Annotated in this window: 16 protein-coding genes and 2 pseudogenes; 5 read left to right on the top strand and 13 right to left on the bottom strand. The window is 59.0% G+C overall.

All coding sequences use genetic code 11. The features are described 5' to 3' along the window. Positions 1 to 263: 263 nt before the first annotated feature. The 7 genes and pseudogenes from QA644_RS21560 to QA644_RS21530 all read right to left on the bottom strand — a co-directional run bounded on the left by QA644_RS21560 (position 264) and on the right by QA644_RS21530 (position 5084). Positions 264 to 1100 carry a hypothetical protein gene (locus tag QA644_RS21560; protein ID WP_283073285.1) on the bottom strand — a complete coding sequence of 279 codons (837 nt, stop codon included), beginning with the start codon at positions 1098 to 1100 and terminating at the stop codon, positions 264 to 266. Between the two features lie 135 nt (positions 1101 to 1235). Continuing rightward, the gene (locus tag QA644_RS21555; protein ID WP_283073284.1) at positions 1236 to 1664 is read right to left on the bottom strand and encodes an SRPBCC domain-containing protein; all 429 of its coding nucleotides are present in this window, start codon (positions 1662 to 1664) and stop codon (positions 1236 to 1238) included. Beyond that, entirely contained in the window at positions 1657 to 1992 is a 336-nt protein-coding gene (locus QA644_RS21550; protein ID WP_283073283.1) for a metalloregulator ArsR/SmtB family transcription factor, read from the bottom strand. The genes QA644_RS21555 and QA644_RS21550 overlap by 8 nt, the downstream gene beginning before the upstream one ends. Positions 1993 to 2389: 397 nt before the next feature. Then, the gene (locus tag QA644_RS21545; RefSeq protein WP_283073282.1) at positions 2390 to 2818 is read right to left on the bottom strand and encodes a GFA family protein; all 429 of its coding nucleotides are present in this window, start codon (positions 2816 to 2818) and stop codon (positions 2390 to 2392) included. Positions 2819 to 3243: 425 nt separating this feature from the next. Further along, positions 3244 to 3463: pseudogene (locus tag QA644_RS21540) on the bottom strand (Fic family protein); the annotation flags it as partial. Positions 3464 to 3653: 190 nt separating this feature from the next. Continuing rightward, positions 3654 to 4335 (bottom strand): annotated as a pseudogene (locus QA644_RS21535) (transposase); the annotation flags it as partial. 380 nt (positions 4336 to 4715) lie between these two features. Further along, positions 4716 to 5084 carry a hypothetical protein gene (locus QA644_RS21530; RefSeq protein ID WP_283073281.1) on the bottom strand — a complete coding sequence of 123 codons (369 nt, stop codon included), beginning with the start codon at positions 5082 to 5084 and terminating at the stop codon, positions 4716 to 4718. A 1169-nt stretch (positions 5085 to 6253) separates the two neighbouring features. Between QA644_RS21530 and QA644_RS21525 the strand changes: the two genes are divergently transcribed. Next, entirely contained in the window at positions 6254 to 7282 is a 1029-nt protein-coding gene (locus tag QA644_RS21525; protein WP_283073981.1) for an efflux RND transporter periplasmic adaptor subunit, read from the top strand. Next, positions 7279 to 10416, top strand: coding sequence for an efflux RND transporter permease subunit (locus QA644_RS21520; RefSeq protein ID WP_283073280.1), 3138 nt, complete (start codon positions 7279 to 7281; stop codon positions 10414 to 10416). The genes QA644_RS21525 and QA644_RS21520 overlap by 4 nt, the downstream gene beginning before the upstream one ends. A 562-nt stretch (positions 10417 to 10978) precedes the next feature. Here the strand turns inward: QA644_RS21520 and QA644_RS21515 are convergent. Both QA644_RS21515 and QA644_RS21510 read right to left on the bottom strand, forming a co-directional pair. Continuing rightward, complete coding sequence (locus tag QA644_RS21515) at positions 10979 to 11875, bottom strand: DUF3313 domain-containing protein (RefSeq protein WP_283073279.1); 897 nt, start codon at positions 11873 to 11875, stop codon at positions 10979 to 10981. A gap of 41 nt (positions 11876 to 11916) precedes the next feature. Beyond that, complete coding sequence (locus QA644_RS21510) at positions 11917 to 13074, bottom strand: patatin-like phospholipase family protein (protein ID WP_283073980.1); 1158 nt, start codon at positions 13072 to 13074, stop codon at positions 11917 to 11919. A gap of 374 nt (positions 13075 to 13448) precedes the next feature. Here QA644_RS21510 and QA644_RS21505 point away from each other — a divergent pair, with 374 nt between their 5' ends. After that, positions 13449 to 13643, top strand: coding sequence for a hypothetical protein (locus tag QA644_RS21505; protein WP_194730337.1), 195 nt, complete (start codon positions 13449 to 13451; stop codon positions 13641 to 13643). Positions 13644 to 13727: 84 nt separating this feature from the next. On the opposite strand, the gene QA644_RS21500 is transcribed toward QA644_RS21505, so the two are convergent. Beyond that, positions 13728 to 14474 (bottom strand): response regulator, encoded by a 747-nt coding sequence (locus QA644_RS21500; protein WP_283073278.1) that lies wholly within the window; start codon positions 14472 to 14474, stop codon positions 13728 to 13730. 316 nt (positions 14475 to 14790) lie between these two features. Further along, positions 14791 to 15624, bottom strand: coding sequence for a MipA/OmpV family protein (locus tag QA644_RS21495; protein WP_283073277.1), 834 nt, complete (start codon positions 15622 to 15624; stop codon positions 14791 to 14793). Between the two features lie 624 nt (positions 15625 to 16248). On the opposite strand from QA644_RS21495, the gene QA644_RS21490 reads away from it, so the two are divergent. After that, entirely contained in the window at positions 16249 to 18255 is a 2007-nt protein-coding gene (locus QA644_RS21490) for a glycosyltransferase family 39 protein (protein ID WP_283073276.1), read from the top strand. Here the strand turns inward: QA644_RS21490 and QA644_RS21485 are convergent. Next, a complete protein-coding gene (locus tag QA644_RS21485) occupies positions 18179 to 19537 on the bottom strand; it encodes an IS5 family transposase (protein ID WP_283068614.1) in 1359 nt (452 codons plus the stop codon). The two genes, QA644_RS21490 and QA644_RS21485, sit on opposite strands and share 77 nt — an antisense overlap. A gap of 148 nt (positions 19538 to 19685) precedes the next feature. Beyond that, positions 19686 to 19910, bottom strand: coding sequence for a hypothetical protein (locus QA644_RS21480; RefSeq protein ID WP_283073275.1), 225 nt, complete (start codon positions 19908 to 19910; stop codon positions 19686 to 19688). On the opposite strand from QA644_RS21480, the gene QA644_RS21475 reads away from it, so the two are divergent. After that, positions 19893 to 20171, top strand: a complete 279-nt coding sequence (locus QA644_RS21475) for a hypothetical protein (RefSeq protein WP_283073274.1) — start codon at positions 19893 to 19895, stop codon at positions 20169 to 20171. The two genes, QA644_RS21480 and QA644_RS21475, sit on opposite strands and share 18 nt — an antisense overlap. Positions 20172 to 20676: the final 505 nt, after the last annotated feature.

Here is a 20676-nt window from a genome sequence, read left to right as displayed (position 1 = left end):
TAACCCGTGGGCGTTGTGCCAAGCATCCGCCTGAACAGATGAACGCACCGACGCTCTCGTAACCGAAGTCGCCGGCAATGTCGTGACCAACTCGCCTTGAGCAAGCCATTGCAATGCTGGGCCGATATGCAGTTGCTGGCGAGCCGTCGCTGTGAGCCTTCGCCAGCATCGCCACCAGGGTGCGTGATTGTCGCCGCGCAACGAGGCGATAAAGTCTTCGAGGATCGTTGACGACAGCTGCCGCCATACGCAGCCAAGTCGTTTCAGTGTTTCGCGTGCGCAAGGCATAGAATTTCGCGATACGCGCACAGCTCATTAATCAGCGTCCTTTCGGTGGCGAGGATTTTAGCCTTCTCCGCCTCGCCTACGAGCTGGATGATGTAGCTCTGCTGATCATTGCCCTGTCTGTCGATGAACGGGTTCAAGAGGCTTTCGGGGTTCGCAAGGGCAGGCCGAGCACCGATATCTTCATTCGTGACATTGGGGGCATAGAACATGAAGTGCGGCATTGTCATGGTATGAACCTCCATGTCCGGCGGCCCAATCGTGCGCATGATCGGTGATACCATGTAAGAGAGGCCTGGTCTCTTGGGAACGCCGTAGGTCTTGTCCGCATATCGCTTTTCGATTTCGGATTTCAGGGCCATCGGGGACATTCCTTGAGCGCGGAGTTCGGCCACGTCCATGATGACCTTAAAGTGAGCATTTGTGCCGGCGGCATCGTAGCAGAGCGGAATGTAGATATCGTTTCGAAAGTCGGCGAGTTCCCACGCCGTCCTCTCGACCAGGCAGGCCAATCCGTTGCTTCCCGTTCTGGCCAGCGCGTATCCCTTGGCGGGATCGAGAATGTAGACTGCAGCCTTGCCCCGTAAAGCCGGGGGAAGCGCGCTGAGAGCGTACCGGATTTCGAGGTCGGATGCCATTTTGTCGAGGGCCGTGTCGTTTGCCTGACTCCTGCCCGGTAAAGCGATGCTGATGCCGAGCGCGATGGCAACGGCGAGCAGTCGTTCTGTGGCTCCCCTAAAGATGTCGCCTGCGCGTTCGAGGGCCACAACAATTGCTTTACCTATATTTCTACGTGTAACCTTGATTGAAGACATAACTCTCCTCCTGCCCGTTCGACGCTGCTCAAGCAGCGCCGCATCGGCTAAACAAAACTATAGTGAGATCATTGAGCGGACGGAGCCGCGAGCCCGCCGGCGCAACCGGGCGGGCATTGGCATTTCAGCGAAACGTCAAGCGATGGCTTCTTCGAGATTGTTCAGGATCGCGTTCCATCCGCCGATGTGACCGAGACGCGCCTCCTCGCTTCGGAACTTGACCTGCTTCAAGGTAATCTCGGTCGTGTTCGCGTCGATGGCGGCGAGATCAATCGTGACGACACTGTCGTCAAGGGAATAAGGAGATTCCCACGTAAAGGACAGGCGCGAATAGGGATCGATTTCTAGATAGGTGCCTGCATGTGGTATTTCGCGATCGTTTGCTAGCATGACAATCGAAAACCGACCGCCCTTGACGGCGTCCGCGCTGACCCTCGACGGGCCATTGCTGCCCGTCGGGGTATGCATGAATCTGGCAAGCATTTCCGCCGAAAGCCATGCGGCGAACACCTTCTCGCGAGGCGCGGCGATCTTGCGGTTGATAGTCACTTCAAGCTCACTCATTTCCTTCATCCTTTGCATTTAGCACGTCTTCGAGCGCCTGCAGGCGCAGTTCCCAGACGGACTTCAGTTCGGCGAACCAGGCCTCCGTCAGCCGCAGGGGTTCAAGTTCCGCGGCAATGAGATGCTCGCGGCCCAAAGTCCGGCGGATGACCAGCCCCGCCTCCTCCAGAACTTTGATGTGCTTGGAAACGGAGTTCAGGGACATGTCAAAATGAGCAGCAAGCGTCGTCACCCTCAACGCGCCCTCCTGAACGAGGAGCGTGAGAATCTTGCGCCGCGTGGTGTCGCCAGCGGCCTTGAGTATATGTGACAGAGCGTCTTCGTTCATTTATTCACCCGTATGGTTGAATATAATCATCGGCGAACATTAGTCAACCGTTTGGGTGAATATTTTTCCAGGTAGTTTCGGGACATACAGAGACTGTAAGGGTCAAACTTGCAGCAATGAAATCCGCAGGGCGGTCTTGAATAGCTCTCGGCTACGATTTGAGTGTCGATTTGCTACGAAACCGAACGATGAAACGCCTATCGTAGAGACCGGCTGCCGGGGGTGTTTGTCGATACGCGACCCGACCTCACGCAGTCTGGTTCATGGCGCCACTCTTCTCAGTAGGTATCTCGGCCGGTCCCGCAACGCTTCACTTTGTTAAGTTTTGTTGCGCAGCGCGCCAAGAGGTTGGGTGGAAAGGAGACGCTGTAGTGAGCTTCGCGTCAGATCAGGGCGATTATTCATAAATAATGCCGGACCTGTCGTCGTCCAGACTTGTCTGGAAGCTCTCGACCGCTTCCGGAAGAGTTATCCAATGATGTTTATCTCGCTCGAATATTGATAAGGTTGGGGCCGGAAAATTTGGATCGGCCAATGCATCAACTGCTACTCCAATCATTGTGGGTAGAGCATCAGGCTTCCAATAGACTGTCGAACCACAGGCCGGGCAAAAATACATGCGTACATTGCGGCCGCTGTCGGCAACGCGAATGAACTCCCTTGCGGCTCCCGAAACCTCGACGGTATCAGTTGTATAGAACGCGTTGACGCTGAATGATGTACCCGTTCGCCGCTGGCACGCTAAACAATGACACGCGGCAACCAATTTTGTTGGCTCTCGCATCTTAAGTCTGAGTGCGCCGCATACGCATTGGGCATCAGACATGGAAAATCCTCCGTCTTTCTCGGGGAAACAACTCTTTGGATGTAGGGATGAGGCGCAGGCCGAACCGCTGTCGGGCCTGGCAGGGCGCAAAACGTGGACCCTATTTAGGACCAGGGTGCACAATGCAAAGCTGGTACACCTTCGCGGCGGCCGCCACAAGTGAAAAGAAATGACTATCCGCGCTCACTTCGTCAGCGACCGCTTCGGGTCGAAAGCTCCGGTTCGAGATCGTGTCGCAATCGGGATGAGAAAGCTAAAGCCGGGGAAGATTGACTGGATCGCACCCGATCGGGCTGAGCAACCCTGACCACCTGACGCCCGATCGGGCGCTCACGTCGAAGCCTCAAGGCGCGGCCTCAACGTCCATGCGACATTTCCGGCTTCAACATCCCCACCTTCCCAATGTCACATGCCGCAAAGTTAAAGTACATATAGAGAAAGAGCTCCTGACGCGGGAGCAGCACCGTGATGCCGTCCAAGCGTCCGAGAGCTCGCTCCGCCAAGCTAAGGCGCTCCAGCAGTGAAAGCACGTCGATAGCAGGCAGGGGCGGCAATGGCGGCGGTATGAACGCCCGCACCGTTTCGCCGGCAGCGGATGTTTCTACAAAAGCGGCCGAGCCGCTGATTGGGTTCAAAATCAGACATGGCCGGAGTATTTTCGATCTCTATTTAAGCAAGAGGCATTTCAATAAGGAGAGGCTAAGATAAGCGCTCTTAAATAAGCGGGGCTCAGTAACCGCCTTGAAAGGATACGAGCTCGCGACACGCACATCCCAGTCACGCAGGATCCGCGCTAAGGTGCCGGCAAATTTCAGCTTTACGGGCGTGATGCGTTGAGAAACGCCTCAAAATACGAGGGTGACGTGGTCTCAACGCCGGCCTACGTCGGTCGGGTGGCGTCTCGAAAGCTAGCCATTTCGCGATGCTGCGCCGGCCGTACCCGGTGCGCCGCGCTATTTCCGAACAGGACAGACCTTCCTTGTTTAGGGCGTGCACCGTATCGAACACCGTCTGCCGTGATTGTCGGTGGGCAGCACGGGCACGGCGTCGATGCGTTGCGTCGTTGTGTGGATCATTGGGAATTAGATCGACTTGCGCGCGCCCTATACTCTCATCGAACAGCAATGCCCGTCCTGTGTGGCGGCCGGAAAGGCTCATCTGTTCCTCGATTGCGATCCGCAAGTTCTGCATGAGATGGAATCGATCGGCCACCTGACGCGCTTGCGGCGCACCCTCGCGAACAGCTTGCGCGTAAAGCCCGCATCGATCTCGGCTCACGATCTCGATAGAGGGTCCCGCTCCAGCCATTGCGCCGCACTCGCCACACTGCGGTCCTCAAGGATGTCGCCAACCGAGCGACGCTCCAGGTCGACGATCATCGTGCCGTAGCGCCAGGATCGCCGCCAGCTCCAGTCATCTATGCCAACCACACGGATCGAGGAGTCGCTGCGCGCAAGCACGGGGTCCCACTCCAATTGCCGAAGGATCGTGTCATCGCTGACCGGCATGCCGAGCCGACCGCGTGCCGAGAGCTCAACCAGAAACGCAGTTGCGAGTGGATCAGGAAAAGCAGCAATCAGTTCCAAGAGGCGTGCACGGCGTCGCGGTTGATCTTCAGCGAGCGTCATCTTCTTCAGCACGGTCAGAGCATCCCGGCCACAGCGGCAAACGGCGAGGCCAAAAGATACGCAGGAATATCACTACGGAGTAGTTTAGCTATGAGCGGGGCCCGCGCAGACGGAATGATCGTCGGGAGCACGGACCACAGCCAATGCATGTCGGCCTCCAAGACCGGATCCAATTTGTCAGCCACGAGTCTGGATCCCGGCAGGTGCCCGGAGCGCAGGGCTAGCCAAACCGCGTCGCCGACAGCGAGAATCTGCCGCTGACGTCAGGGTCATCGCTTAAGCACCCAAACCGTCTCGCCGTTCTGCGAAGCCTTAATGCCGCCTTTCGTCCGAGTCAGCTGAAGGCATTTTTCGGCATCACCAGGTTTGGGAGTTATGCAAATTCCATCGGGAACAGCTCTCCATGTCGGATGGATGCTTGCCAAGCTGTCGCTGATTGTTCCGCCGCCGTCCGGTCGAAACACGAGAATATTGGAAGCCCGCCGTTTTACAACGAACATTTCCCATGGCTTGCCGTCGGCGATGACGCTTGCCAGGGGCTCGTTGGCTCTGACGGGTTCCCTGGCCAGAACGGTAGCGATCAACAAAATAACCGATGCTGGAATAGAGCGGTCCCTGGGCAGGCACTCGGCAGACATGGGGATTTCCTTTCCCGTAGAAGTCTTTTCTACGATGGAATGCAAATGGCGTTGATTTTCTTGAGTGCTCCGTGGCGAGAACTGGCCCGGACAGCCCAGGGCCGATGTGAAAAGTCGCGAGGTTCATCAAGGGGTTCTATGACATCATCCGGATCATCTTCGACGCCCTCCCGAATGTCACCACGAGTTATATTTTGATTTGTTAAGACCGGCGGCAAGCGAACAGGAGTTCAAGCGGACTGCCCGTGGAGCAATTCCTCTGCGCCATTTGGGAACAGCAAGAGACGTCTCGCTCCTGCAACAATTGTTAATAAATCCGAAAGGATCTTAGCAAGTGCCGACGCTAGTCTATCTCCATAGTCCAGTTACGCCGGAAGGGATCTCAGCGTTGGAAAACAGGGGAAAGCCGACCGTTTCCAGACTGAATCGCGACTTTAAAGAAGCTCGCCAATTTCAGGCGCCTGAAAATCTGTCCGCTGCTGTCGCGGGACGAGTTTGATGTCAGCAGCCTTGCCACGAGGGTCGGACTACGCAGTCGGCTTTAAGCCGGCACTTGGCGCGCCCGCACCAATCCGGGCCGGTGTCCGTCAGAAAGAAGGCGCAGTACCGCTACTATAGCTGCAGCCATCCGAGCCTGCTCGCACTCTTGACAACACTTTCGGCGCTCCAACGATCCGGCCACCTCACCAGAGGCCCCTCAGCCCCCTCCCAGCCAGCACAGTAAGCAGCGACTGCATAGCAGGGGCAAACGCCGCAGACCTGTCGCAAGCCTGTCACCACGGCTGCCCGGCTTGGATGCGGCGGGTAAGCGGTGCTTGGGAGGAGGGAATAGCACCGCACACGCGCGCTCCGATCGGACAGGCGTTCTCATCGCGCCGCTTGGCAAATTCAGGGTTGCCCGCGGGCCCTGCAGCCATCGGCTTAATCTTACTTAACCAATCTTTGCCGATCTTTGACCGCATCGAGCGGTCGATCCGCTACACCCCATGCAGAAAAAGGCGGCTTTCAACCGTCGCCCGGCCGAGGCCCATCGCGGGCCAATGCGTCGCGAGGTCGCCTGCCATCGGGCATGCGAGCGCACTTTACGCACCGGCTGCAAGAAGATCACGAAAAGGAACTCTGCTTTGACGCAACGTCTCCCCTTAGTCCTTGGCCTTGTACTGGGCGCTTTGCCTGTCTCCCAGGGAGCAGCGTTCGCGCAACAGAGCAGTGCTGCGGCACTCACCGTTGCTGTCGAAAAGCCCGCGGAACGACAATGGCCCGAAACTGTCCCTGCCAGCGGCTGGCTGAAACCCTGGCATGAGGCGATTAGCGCTGCGGAGGTCGGCGGCCTGCGTATCACAGATGTTCTCGTCGATGTCGGGTCTGTGGTGACGAAGGGCCAGCCACTCGCGCGGCTCACCGACGACACCGTCCGCGCCGATCTGCGGAAGGAGGAAGCCTCTCTGGCAACGGCCAAAGCCGATCTCTCCAAGGCCGCGACAAATGCCGAGCGCGCGCGCAAGATGAAGGGAAGCGGCGTTCTGTCGGATGAGAAGATAATCGAATATCTAAGCACCGAGCAAACGGCGATCGCTGGCGTCGAATCCGCCGAGGCTTTGGTCGAGAGCCAAAGGATCAAGCTTTCCCAGACCACCATTGTGGCCGTCGACGATGGGCTTATTACCTCTCGCTCCGCCCAGCTCGGCGCTGTCGTCGCATCCGGCACGGAGCTGTTCCGCCTCGTGCGCCAACAGCGCATCGAGTGGCAGGCCGAGGTCTCGGCGCGATACCGCCCTCTCATCAAGGAAGGGTTAGCGGCGACGATTCATCGTCCGGGCGACCAGCAGATGGAGGGAATGGTTCGGCTTGTCGCCCCAACTGTCAGCGCCGATACTGGCAGGGCGCTGGTCTATATCTCCCTGCCAGCCGGGGCGCATCCGCCGATCGGCCTCTATGCGACCGGGCAGATCGAGCTCGGGGCCGAACCCGCCCTCACCGTGCCTGAGACCGCGCTTGTTGTGCGCGACGGTATCAGCTACGTGGTTGCCGTCGATGGAGACAAACGCGTTACACGCGTCCGCGTCGAAACCGGTCGCCGTAACGGCGGCGAAGTCGAAATCCTCTCCGGTCTCGATCACTCAGCAGAGGTCGTGTCAACTGGCGGCGCCTTCCTTTCGGACGGCGCGCTCGTGCGCGTGGAAGGAGAAGCACGATGAACTTCTCCGCTTGGTCCATCCGAAATCCGGTTCCCGCCGTCCTTCTGTTCATCCTGCTGACTGCCGGCGGTCTAATCGCCTTCGACCGGCTCTCGGTGCAGAATTTTCCCGACATAGATCTTCCGACGGTTCAGATCAACGCCACTCTCGAGGGCGCCGCACCGGCCCAACTTGAAACTGAAGTCGCTCGCAAGATCGAAGACAAACTCGCCTCGCTCAGCCTGCTCGACCACATAACGACGACGATCACGGAGGGGACGGTCCTGATCAGTGTGTCCTTTCAGATCGGCAAGGACGGCGAGGAAGCGCTGAACGAAGTGCGCAACGCCGTCGACAGCGCAAGTGGGAATCTACCCCCTGCCATGCAGGCCCCGAGCGTAACGAGGAACATGATTCAGGGGTCGACCCTGATCGCTTACGCCGTGCGGTCCACCCGGCTCGACCAGACCGAGCTTTCCTGGTTCGTCGACAACGACCTAACGAAAGCGCTGCTTGCCGTTCCAGGCGTCGGCAACGTCATCCGCGTCGGCGGCATCGACCGTGAAGTCCATATCGACCTCGACTCGCAGCTCATGAGCTCGCTCAACGTCAACGCGGCGACCATCTCCTTGGGACTGCGGTCCGTGCAGTCCGACACCTCGGGCGGACGAGGGGATGTCGGAGGCATCAAACAGGCGATCCGAACGCTCGGAGCGGTTTCCTCGGTCGAGGAACTGACGGCACTCGCAATCCCGCTTCCGAGTGGGGCGCTGGTGCGGCTCGACGAAATCGGCACGGTAACCGACAGCTTTGCCGACCGATCGTCGATCGCCTATCTCGACGGCAAACCGGTGATCGCCCTAGAGATCAAGCGCTCAAATGGCTTCTCCGACACGGCCGTCGCCACGGCCATCGAAACAGCTATGCAGGACTTCGCCAAGGCCAATCCCGATGTTGAAATCGTCGAGGCATACAGCACGGTCGGTCCGATCATCGAGAATTACGATGGTTCAATGCAGATGCTCTACGAAGGGGCTATCCTGGCTGTTGTCGTGGTTTGGCTCTTCCTGCGCGACTGGCGGGCGACGTTCCTGTCCGCGGTGGCGCTGCCGCTGTCCGTCATTCCGGCCTTCCTTGTCATGTATCTGGCCGATTTCAGTCTTAACACGGTGACACTGCTGGCGCTCTCGCTGGTGGTCGGCATCCTCGTGGACGACGCAATTGTCGAAATCGAGAACATTGCGCGCCACCTGAAGTCGGGCAAATCGGCGAAGAACGCAGCCCTCCAGGCGGCCGACGAGATCGGCCTTGCCGTCATCGCCACGACCTTGACACTCGTCGCTGTCTTCCTGCCGACAGCTTTCATGAGCGGCATTCCGGGACGGATCTTCCGGCAGTTCGGGGTGACGGCGTCGGTCGCGGTTCTTGCCTCGCTGCTGGTCGCACGGCTTTTGACGCCCATGATGGCCGCCTACATGATGAAAGCCCATCCTGTCGAAGCCAAGGACGGTCGGATCATGCGGGACTACATGGCCTTCGTCAAAACTTGCCTCCATCACCGCATGCTGACCATGATCTGCGTCTTCGTCTTCCTCGGTCTGTCGCTGGCGACGATCCCGCTGCTCAGCTCGGGCTTCCTGCCGGCTTCGGACGATGCGCAAACGCAGGTCACCATCACGTTGCAGCCTAGCACACCGATCGAACAGACCGACGCGACCACGCGGCGCGCGGCCAATATCATCTCCCATCTGCCGGACGTGACACATGTGTTTACCGCTGTCGGAACCGTTTCATCAAGCGATCTCCTGGATTCCGCTACAACGGTCGATACGGCGAGCGCATCCCTCGTGGTCAACATGAAGAAGATCAACGAACGGCAGCGGTCGCAGCTAGATATTGAAAACGATATCCGGCAGGCGCTCGGCGTTCTCCCCGGCGCGCGGATCCAGGTCGGCTCGGGGGGCAACGGCACCAGGCTGGACATTACGCTTGCCAGTGACGATGCCGGCGCACTCGGCAAGGCGGCTGGCGCGCTCGAGGAACAGCTTCGGACGCTGCGGGGCATTGGGGCGGTGACATCAAGCGCCTCGCTCCAAGCTCCGGAAATCCAGATCGTTCCGGATCTAGTCCGGGCTGCCGCCCTCGGGGTAACGGCGGATTCGATCTCCGAGGCGGTCCGCGTTGCAACCAGCGGCGACTATTCCTCCGCTCTTGCGAAGCTCAACCTGCCGCAACGCCAACTCGCCATTCGCGTGCGTTTCGATCCGAGCAACCGCAAGACGCTCGACGACATCGCCAATCTTCGCGTCGCCGGCAGCAGAGGCAGCGTCGACCTCGGCTCGGTCGCGAATATCCGTATCGGTGGCAGTCCGTCGGAGATCAGCCGCATCGACCGAACGCGCAAAGTCATGCTCTCGGTCGAACTCAACGGTCGCGTTCTCAGCGACGTTTACCGCGAGGCCCAGGCCCTGCCTGCGCTCCAGAACCTTCCTGAAGGCGTGAGGCTTGTCGAACAGGGCGAACTCGAGCGCAGGTCCGACCTCTTCGATAGCTTCGGCATTGCCATGGCAATTGGCGTATTCTGCATCTACGCTGTGTTGGTCCTGCTCTTCCATGACTTCCTCCAGCCGGCGACAATTCTAATGGCGCTTCCCTTGTCACTCGGCGGGGCCCTCCTGCCGCTCGTGCTGACGGGGACCAGTTTCTCCATGCCTGTTGTCATTGGTCTGCTGATGCTGATGGGCGTGGTGACGAAGAACTCGATCCTGCTGGTCGAATATGCGATCATGTCGCGACGCACAGGTGCCTCGCGCTTGGATGCTCTGGTGGATGCCTGCCACAAGCGCGCCCGTCCGATCGTCATGACGACGATGGCGATGGGTGGCGGCATGCTCCCGGTGGCTCTCAGCCTCAGCGGTGGCGATGCAAGCTTCCGGCAGCCAATGGCGATCGTCGTGATCGGCGGCCTGATTACCTCGACTGTCCTCAGCCTCTTGGTCATTCCCGTCATCTTCACCGTCGTCGACGACTTCCTCCAAATCCTCAGGAGAATTGTCGGCGCACGGCTGCAGGAGGCTTTGCCGGCAACTGAAAAACGGGAAGAAATTCCGAAGGATTCAAGGCGCCACGGCGGAAAAATCAGCCTGGCGAAATGATGCTCTTGCACGGGCAAGCGGTGCGTTCGGCACTAGCCCCGCAGGGCTCAGCGGGGGAGGTCGCCAATAAAGTGCAATCGAGCCGGTATCGACAGAGGAGAGACCGCCTCTCCCACTCCAACTCTCAGCCTATCGACGAATTCCCAGTACTGCCATGAAACGGGGTGCATCCCGCTCTCGCTATCGGCGACGGATCGAAAGGAGACATTCGTTCCGCCTTCGGGCAATCGGCAGACTAGACCTGCGGGGTAGCTCCGGAGGCCGGAAAGGCTCACTGAATCACGCCAGAGACGCTCTACGAAATGCAGTCTCGGCATGCAGCCAATCACCATCGAAGTCCTTGTTTCCACGCCAGGTCGCTCGGAGGAGACACTCGCGCGAATGGCGGACGGCGTCTCTCGAACCGCGTCAGCCGCGTGGCCACAAACAAATCCGCCGACATCCGGGATGTCGGCGAGGGATCACACGAGGTTCAAATTCCGCGCCGTTTTACATATCGAGCGGTGTAGACTTGATTGTCCGGTCCGACAGACCGGACGAAGCCGGCTCACCGGCTAAACTTCTATCGTCGTGCCTCATCATGGGGACCTTGGCCGACAACCGCAGGCCGCTTGTCCGTCCAGGATGGTGGCAGGCCAACTTGCGAGGCCGCGAAGTCCTTGACCCCAGGTGACCGGCCGAACCGCTCGCAGGCCGGATATTTCGGCCTTCCGCCGAGGTTTGACTTGATCTTCTGTGCCGATGGTAATTTGGGCAGCCCCTTATAGGGTGTCTTGCCGGTGACGAGCATCTTGGAGAAATCGCTGCCGAAGCTCGAGCCGAGCGAGTAGGCGTCGCCAACTTGCGAAACACGTGCGCTCGTGGTGATGGCGTTGGCGCCCTTCGCCCAGACCATGGCGCCCACCTGCTTGCCGTCTCTTGTCATCGCTTCAGCCTCGACCGCAAGTCCTCCGAGACCCATCGGCAGCCGAGGCACGGGAACCGGAACGACCAACGACGCTCCGAGCGACGTCGCGGTCGACACACCGGCCATCGCGGCATTTGTCGGTACGATGCGGGTAACGGTGGCGTGAACGACGACGTCTGCGTTCTCCCTCCGATCGACAACCTGGAAACGGTCGCTGACGCCAATGCAGAGGGCACGGCTGATGACATTGGCGACGAGGGCCTGATCGGAAGGCTTCTTGATCGACGGCGCCGCATTGGGCGAAACCATCGTCGGCTCGATGTAGATGGTCTTGGTTGCCGCGAGTTCGTTGGGATCGATCTTAAATTTCGCCTTGGTGATCCTGCCATTGTTCGACGTCAGACCGCCGTAGGATACCAGCGTGTGGGCCTCCTCCAGCGGCACTGCGGCGCAACCGGCGGCAGCCGAAACGATCAGGCAAGACAAGAGTGCTAAGGCTGCCGGACTACAATGGCGTCGATGGGTGGCCGTGCCGATATGGGAATGTGACATTTCGTTCTCCTATGGTTGGAAAGTTTGGGACAGTCGGCCGACTATTGCGAGGGTTGGGCGGGCTCTGCAGAGACAAGGTCCGTGAAGATCGGCTCATCTTTCCACAGGCTGCCGCTCGCCATCTTTGCGTATCCGAGGTGGTAGACGGCACGCATATAGTTGGTGTTGAAGGGGTCGGTCATCTTGTAGGGGATTTGCCTGTCGATGGAGGCGACACGGAAGCGAATGCCGTTCTTCTGGGCATAGACGTAGGTCGCTACAAGTGCGCTGCGTGTCTGTGACTTGATAAGGGCTGCGCTCGCCCTGGCCATGACAGCCAGCGTGTTGTTCGTCGTTGTCGAGAACTCCGGCATGAGGGCGTTGTTGACGATGACATACATGTTCAGCTTGAAGCCCTTCGGCCAAGCGGCCTGCTGCGGACTCGCCATCCAGCCCTCGGGGATCGTCAGGATCTGGGATGACGAGCCGCCGTCCGAGTGCATTTCCTCGAACTCCTGGCCGCTTGCCTTAACCTTGATGAGCACGGCCGGGAAAACCCCTGGGATGCTGGCCGAGGCAATGATGACATCCTGAAATAGCTTCAGCGCATCGGGCCGACCGCTATTGGCAATCGCGCCCATGTTCCAGATCACCGGTCTCTGTGAATCGAGATTGGAGGTAAGGACCAGAAGGCGCCTCCCCGCTCGGTGTTCGGTGGCGATTTTTCTCAGGATCTCCGGTGTCAGATGGCGCTCGACCATCCGGCGAAGCGGCTCCTGCTTCAGCAGGCTTGGGCCAAGCAGCCCCTTGGGCAGAAAATCCGCGTCCACCAGTTCTTTTGCGACCCCGCTCGTATAGAGATCAACGAGCGTGTCGTCATAGGCGGGACCGAGGAAAGCCATTGGCGCGATCAGCGCGCCGGTGCTGACCCCGCTGACGATATCGAACTCCGGCCGCTCTTTTCTGTCCGACCAGGCCTTCAGTGCTCCGACGCTGAAGGCTCCTCCGGCCCCGCCGCCAGACAAGATGAGATAATTGACGTCCTTGTGTCTCGGGACGGCGAGCCAGGCGCGCGCATCGGGCAGTTGCCGGCCGGTATCCGCATAGGTGCGGATATCGCCGAACCCTTCGATATTGGCGGTGGCCGCCGCCTTCGGGCTATAGGCAACCCGGTCCGGCGCCATGCAACCAGCAAGAAGGGCCAGCATCAGGATGACCATCAGTCGAATCAATTTTGTCGCCCTGTCTTCGACCACGGCGAGAGCGGCAAGATCGCCGCCGGCCGTGGAGCGTCGCCCCGCGAGCTTCCTTCCGGATCGCGTCTGATGGCATTAATCCGGATTCGCTTTGTGATGTTAAGAGTTGTTGCGGACCCCGCAGGCTTTCAGCGGAGAAGGGCGTATTGCCCGTCCCGTCTTAGCCGCGGCTCCACATCACGCTTTACCGTCAACATCGCTGCTGCGACCTAGGGCTTCGCATGCTGGGGCGAGAATCGACCGGAAACATATCTTCACCAACCGCCTTGATTTCGTCCGTTTTGACATCGCCAGGCTCCCTGCACCGACTATTCGTGTCGGCGACAAAGGAGATTACCATGCGCCATCATGAGATGACCGTCGCCGAGATCCTGAACGACCCACTGATCGGACAGATGATGCGGGCCGACTGCGTATCTGTGGAACAGCTGGAAAAGCGGCTTGGGGAAGCAGCCACGAGGCAGTCTGTGTCAGAGCATTTCCAGCATGTTCCGCAGGCGGCAGAAATCGATGCGGCTCGCGCAAGGCCGTGACGCTCATAGACGTAAAGGACACAGATCCATGTTCAACCGGATCATCGAGGCCGGCAACGCTGGTGAAATCGGGCTCGGCTTATACTAATCGCGCGTCACCGAAACCTCAGGCGTGAAGATATAACCGCCCAGCCGTACCGTCTTGATGAACGTCGGATCCTTATAGTCTGGCTCTATCTTTTGCCGAACGCGGCTGACATGCACATCGATACTGCGCTCGACCGGGCCGGCGGAACCGGCATGGGTGCGGGCAAGGATTTCCTGGCGATTCATGACCTGTCGCGGGTTCTGGCAGAACACCAGCAAGACATCGAATTCTGCTGTCGTCAGGGACACATGAACCCCATCACTGTCGATCAGTTCGCGCGTGACGGGGTCGATGCGCCAGCCGGCGAAGGTCATGGCCTCCTGAACCGGTTTGACTTGCATGGAATAGGAAGAGCGCCGCAAGAGCGCCCTGATCCTTGCCAGTAGTTCCCTCGAATTGAAGGGTTTCGTAACATAGTCGTCGGCGCCGAGTTCCAGACCGATCACCCGATCGACTTCCTTCGCCAGGGCCGTCAGCATGAGGATTGGAACAGTATTGGTAGACCTGATTCGCCGGCAAATGCTGAAGCCGTCCTCACCCGGCAGCATGCCGTCCAGGACGATGAGCTGAAATTCCTTCTTCTTCAGGACCCGGTCCATCTCCATCGCGGAGCCGACCGCTTCGGCAATGTAGCCCGCATCCTTCATCAGGTCGATCAACATGCTCGCGATATCTCGATCGTCCTCGACGATAAGAATTCGGACGGGAGCCTGCGAGGGCGCGTTGGGTGCGATGTTGTTCATACTTGGTGCCTGGACTTGGAAAAGCATCCGCTTCAGATCCTGTTTAACAGAAAAATAGAGTCGATCTCGTTTAGCTTCGCTAAAAAGGGTCGACCGCTGAGAATATCTCCGCCCATTACGTGGAAAGAGATGCGCGGTTGGACCAGCGCCGTCGAAAACAAATTATCGGCGTTTAGGGCGATCTCAATCACCGGCCCGATGCGGAGCTTTACGAATATGCCCGCGCCGAGCCGGCCGACACTCTGACATGGCAATCGACCATGTAGTCGTCGGCCCGCACCTCGGCTCGGACATGATCTCGGTTGAGGCGTTCCTTCTAGAATTTGTAGCCGACGAACATCATGACGGAAGGCTGGGTTTCCTTCTGAACCACCGGACTATTTCGTGCGTCGCCGGTCAGGATCCCGAGTTCCGCCTGGCCGCGGACGAACCAGTGCTCGGATGCCAGGTATGTGACGGACGCGGTGAGGTCGATGCGTTTGAAGCCCGCTCCAGGGTCATAAACCTCGAGGCCGGACCTTGCCGACTGCAGAGGAGTGACGCCGAAATAGGACTTCATGTAATCCTTGTCCGCCCAGGTCGCCGAAGCGCCCGCGGAGAAGATAAACCGACCTACCATATGGGAATATTCTGCGCCGAATGTGCCGGTGAGACCGTCGCTGCCACCGATGATTTTGTCAATCCCGGCGGTGAGCTCGATCGGTCCCAGCTCATAGGAAATGACACCTCCGATTTCCGCACCGGAATCGATATCGCCCAGTCCCTTCAGATGATCGCTCTCGTCTTCGTCACGGCCAAATTCCATACCGCCCTTAGCGCTGATCTTGAAATTTTCGACCTTGTAGATATCGACGAGCACGCCGGCCGGGCCGACGTGTACACAATCGTTGAAGAAGCTTGCAGAAACGAAAGGGGCCGGCATGACCTTGAAGTCCTTCGACCCCTCGAATTTCGGTCCGTATATGGCTCCAGCCCCAACAACGACGTTCCAGTCGCGAAGCTTGCCGCGAAAACCGCTGGGCCGTTCGCTGGATGCTTCAGGAGGTTCGCCGGCGCCAAATTCGCCCGGATCCGCGGCCCGTGCCGCAGTGCCCGCTGCAAGAGGCACGGCCAGCGCCGACAATAACATCAAACCAGCATTTTGCTTCATAGAAGACAACATCCGCTCCTGGGTGTTTTAAAGGGCTCGCCGCCCCCCGACCGGCTGCACCGTGCAGGCAAACCGTTTTGGGATGGATTTTGTCTTGTTAAGAAATGTTTCTAAGCGCCGTCGGCGGAAGCCGAGCCATGCTTCAGGACGGGCGAACGCTGAGACCTTCACCGCAGGCGCAAGCAGCTTCCTAGGACCGGAGACCGTGCTTCTGACGCTCCAGTTGAGGGGGACCACCGGCATCCGGGCTGCAGCGGGCAGGGAAACAAATCGGAGCACACATTAACATCACTTAAAACCACTTGGCGGCCAGAACCGCTACTTCCAGGCCCTAGCGTCTCCGGCCCGCCGGTTGCGCCCTCATCGAAATTGCCTGGAGAAATTCATGTTGTCGCATGTGAAGCCATTGCGGGGGACCGCGGCGTTCGAGGGAACGCAGCCCTCGGAATCAGAGAGAGGCGCGCCTTGCCCGTCCATCTCGATCGTCGTTCCCACGCTGAACGAGGCCGAAAACATCGACGAGACGATTGGCGAAATCATAGACAATGTCTACCGCCACTTTACCTTCGAAATCATCGTGACGGACGGCGGTTCAACGGATGGAACCTGCGAAAAAGTCCAGCAATGGCAGCCAGCCCACCCGGTCTCCCTCATCCAGAACGGCCGAGGCGGCAGTCTGGCCGAAGATGTCCTGTCGGCAGCCGCTACGTCGATGGCGGAGCGACGGTCGGCTGGCCCTTCTACCGCAACGCGCTTTCCCGTCTCGGCGCGGCGCTCGCGTCCCCGTTCACCGATGTCAAAGATCCGCTGTCGGGCTTTTTTGCCATACGCCGAGAGCAACTCCTGGATGCAGGCACTCGTGCCAAGGGATTCAAGATCGGATTGGAGACGCTATTTGCAGGCGGCGACTCGCTCAACGTGTGCGAAGTCCCGATTTCTTTCTTCGAGCGGCAAAAGGGAAAGTCAAAAATCGGAGGAAGCCAGTTCGCCGCCTATCTCAGCCAGTTGATAAGGTTCTGCAAAGGAACCTCTTCCTTTGAGACCCTCCAGCGCTTTTCACTGGTCGGTTTGGTGGGCTTCTTCCTCGACCTTCTGATCGTGGCTTCCGCACAGACGCTCGGCGCCGACATCATGGTCGCCCACATCTGGGGTTTTTGCGTCGCAACAGTCTGCAACTACGTTGCACATGCCCATTTTTCATTCCGCGATCGCCCGAAGGGCGGCATGCAGTTGCAGCGCTTTGTGCTCGTAGGGATCATGGCCCTGGCGATGCGCGGGGGCGCGATCGCCACGACATCAGCGCTTGGCCTGCCAATGATCGTCGTATTGGTCGCTGGCATCATCGGCGGAGGCATCGTCAGCTACATCGGAAATGATTTCTACGTCTTCCGAGGCGGTGGCCAGCACGCCGCCAAGACCCGATGGAGAATGGCCACTGTCGGACTCGTCTGCTACGTCGTCGCACTGCGGCTGCTTTACCAGGGCGCCATCGACCTCATGCCGCAGGAAGCCTATTACTGGAGATATGCGCAATATCCGGCTTGGGGATATTTTGATCACCCGCCAATGGTAGCCTGGCTGATATGGCTGGGAACGGCGGTCTTCGGCGACACCGAATTCGGCGTGCGGATCGGTGCCACCTTGTGCTGGCTGGTGACCGCATATTTCGCGTTCCGGTTCGCGGACGGTCTCTTCGGGCGCATGACCGCTTTCCTGACGCTTTTGCTGCTGTCAGTCCTTCCGTTCTTCTTCATGATCGGAACCGTGACGACGCCGGATGCTCCGCTGACCGCCGCATGGGCCGGCGCTTTGTATTTCTTGCAGCGGGCAATTCTTCAAAACCGTCCGCAAGCGTGGCTGCGCGCGGGCGTTTGCATCGGCCTCGGCATGCTTTCGAAATATACGATCGCCCTCCTTGGACCTGCTACGCTCGTCTTCCTGCTCCTCCATCCTATGCATCGGCGGGGGCTTCTTACGAAATGGCCCTACCTCGGGGCAGTTCTGGCATTTGTTTTGTTCTCGCCCGTCATTGCCTGGAATGCCCGCCACGATTGGGCATCGTTTCAGTTCCAGGGAAGTCGGCGGTGGGCATTCGAAGACCTGGTCTTTTCGACGCCGAGCCTTCTCCTCTTCATCGCTATATTGCTTGGGCCCGTTGGACTGCTTCTCGCCGGCGCTGGCGCCGGCAGGATCGCTTTGCTTTCCGACAGGTTTGACTTTCGTGGCAAGGAGGCGTTCCTCGCCGTCTTCACTTTGGTGCCGCTCTTCGTCTTCATCTTTTTCAGCCTGTTCCATAGCGTCAAGATGAACTGGACGGGTCCCGTCTGGCTTTCCTTGCTGCCGGTCATGGCGAATGTGGTCGAGACGGCGCTGTCTCGGGGCACAATGCCCCGTCTGCTGGCGGCAGTGAAAGCCGCCGCGGGGGGCAGTGTTTTGTTCTTCGCGATCCTCTTCCATTATCTAGCGCTCGGCCTGCCCCTGGTCGGCTATACCAACGGCCTGCGCGGGCTGCCCATCGCATGGGAAGAATTCGTCGATCGTGAAGAACTCGTTTTCAGGCAGGGAGATACCGCTTTGGTCGGCTCTGGAACGGGAAGAGTAGTGCGGCTAACAGACACAAAAGCTGCCTGAACCATCGCAGCAGGAGGGAGAAGTTGTATCCGGCGGCCGCCAGAACGGCATTGACGGCATCACCCTGTTCGCCAGCGAAATAATTCCGCTCCATTCTGTGTTCGCTCTTGAGGTGTCCGATGACGGGCTCGACCGCCGATCGTCGCCGCATCTGGCGTTTGATGGCGGGCGTGAGGCGGCGCTTCTGGCCGCTGGTGAAGACCCTCAGCTTGTGACTTTCGGGAGCATTATGGCCGCGGTATCCAGCATCGGCCAGAATGCGGGAGAGCTCGTTGCCGATCATCTTTTCCATATCCGGAATGACGGTCGCGAGCGTGTGGCCGTCGTAGGGATTGCCGGGCAGCGCCGTCGCGTGCAGCGCGAACTGCCCGCCCTTTGAACGGTTCAGTGTTGTGGCCACGGACACCTTCACCCCGAACTCATAGGGCTTGTGCGCCTTGCCTTTACCAATGCACTCGACCTCGTCGGCATGCAGGCTGTAGATCTTGCGGCCATGCTGACGTTGCCGCTGTTCCATGACCGTTTTTGCCTGATAGACCGGCCATTTGAAGATCGCGTCGAGTTGTTCGTCGCCCGCGATCTGACGCTCGATGTCGCGAACGGTCCGACCGAGATAGGTCTTCAACTTGCGCAGCGCCTTGCCAGCCCGTTTGAATTGCTTCGCATGAGCATAGCGCTGATGCTGGATCAGGGCGAATTTACCGAGCCGAACATAGGTCTGGCGCAGGTCGAGCCCCATTTTCTTCGCCAGCCGCACCAGCCGTTCGCGCGCCCGGTGAATAAGCTTGGCATCCGTCGGGAACATGACGTTCTTCGGTTGAACGGTCGTGTCCACGATCACTTGCCGCGTATCCTGTGGCTTCATCGCGCCTGTCTTGACTGCCACTGCCAGGCTCTCCTGCAAGAGCGCGGCGATCCGCTCCTCGCCCATGCGCTGCCGCCAGCGCGTCATCGAGGAGCGGTCGAACGATAGTTCGTGCCGGAAGAACTCCTCGCCGCACAGGTACTGAAAATAGGGGTTCTCCACCCAGCGCTCGCACAGGGCCTCGTCCGACAGGTTGAACGTGTGCTTGAGAATGGCCAGCCCCGCCATGAGCCGCGTCGGCAATGGCGGCATGCCCGCTCCGTCCGAATAGACATCACCAAAACGGGCTTCCAGCACTGACCAGTCAATGGCCTGCGCCAGACGCACCAGTTCGTGCTTCATGTTGATGATCTGGTCGAGCCGGGATCGGAATAGATCCTGTTCACCCGTTTCGCGCCGTTCACGTGGTTTGCCCATGCCTGGCTCTCCGATTCACCGCGATAACCCAGTGAATCACGCTTCGCCAGCCAGGGAAACCTCAAACTGATTTTGCAAGGAAACAGCCTGTTCGGCGGCTGTTTCCTGCAACTATAAGATCTGCAGATCATTCAATTCTTACGTCAAATCAGCGGCTTCCGAGTTCTTCACGGCCGACGAATTCGTCTCCGCCGCCGAAGACATTGAGACAAAGGTCGCGGCCGAGACCGGTTCGCCGCCGCTCCTTGTCGGGATGGACAAGTACAACGTCGCCAGCGAACTCGGCTTTTACAGCAGAGGTCGCACGGCGTTGAACGACATTACCAGTCGGAACCTCTTCGGAGAGAGTGGGCTGATGTTCGAGTTCTGGCAAGCCGATCGTTCATTCAAAGGCAGGTCGGTGATCATGTACGGTGTGAAGGAAGACAGCCTGTCCACCGACGGCCTACCGGAGTGGTTCGAAAGCATTGGCCCAGTTGAAAGGCGCACCGTGTATAAAGACAGGGCTGCCGCCGGTCAGTTCTTCTATAGGATCGGTTATGGTTTTCGCAAGCTGAGCGTTGTTCCGGGATGGTCTGAAGCGCGCGATCGCTGGCGCTGCTCGCGGGCAAGAAAATCCGAACAACATGCCTGAAGAGGCGATATCTTCTGCGGTGGCTGGGAAGAGAAGCGACTGTAAATGTGTCGGCTTACATGTGACGCTCGATGCCGGTGCTCGCATGATGTCTCGGCAGAGCACGCGATGATTGTCCGCGTGCGGTGAGATTCCCTAATTGATCATCGCTCGGGAACAGTCGCCGAAGAAAGCGGGTCGCCTTTGCTCTTTATGATCGCTCCGCTAGGTCGTCATCCGCCGATTTCAGCGCCTAGTTTTGGCAGTCCGATCGGGCACGTCGCCTCACTCAGGGCGTCCGCAAGGATGTCAATGAAGCTATGAGACGGTAGGCGCATAAGCAATAGCGACGTCATTCCTTTGGGTGTCGCCGTGAGAAAATCGCGCGGATGTGTTCATGGATCTTCAAACGGATTGATCCTTCGCCGACCTTCCTTCGTTCTTCGTTCTCGCACGCCAGTTGCTTCGTTCCTGGCGACGGATTGCCGAAGGAATTGCGGCAGTGCCCATCTCTCCGCTCGATGAA

The organism is Rhizobium sp. CC1099 (genome assembly GCF_029714385.1).
In the GTDB taxonomy this organism is placed as follows: Bacteria; Pseudomonadota; Alphaproteobacteria; order Rhizobiales; family Rhizobiaceae; genus Rhizobium.
This window is presented reverse-complemented; position numbering and strand designations above follow the sequence as displayed.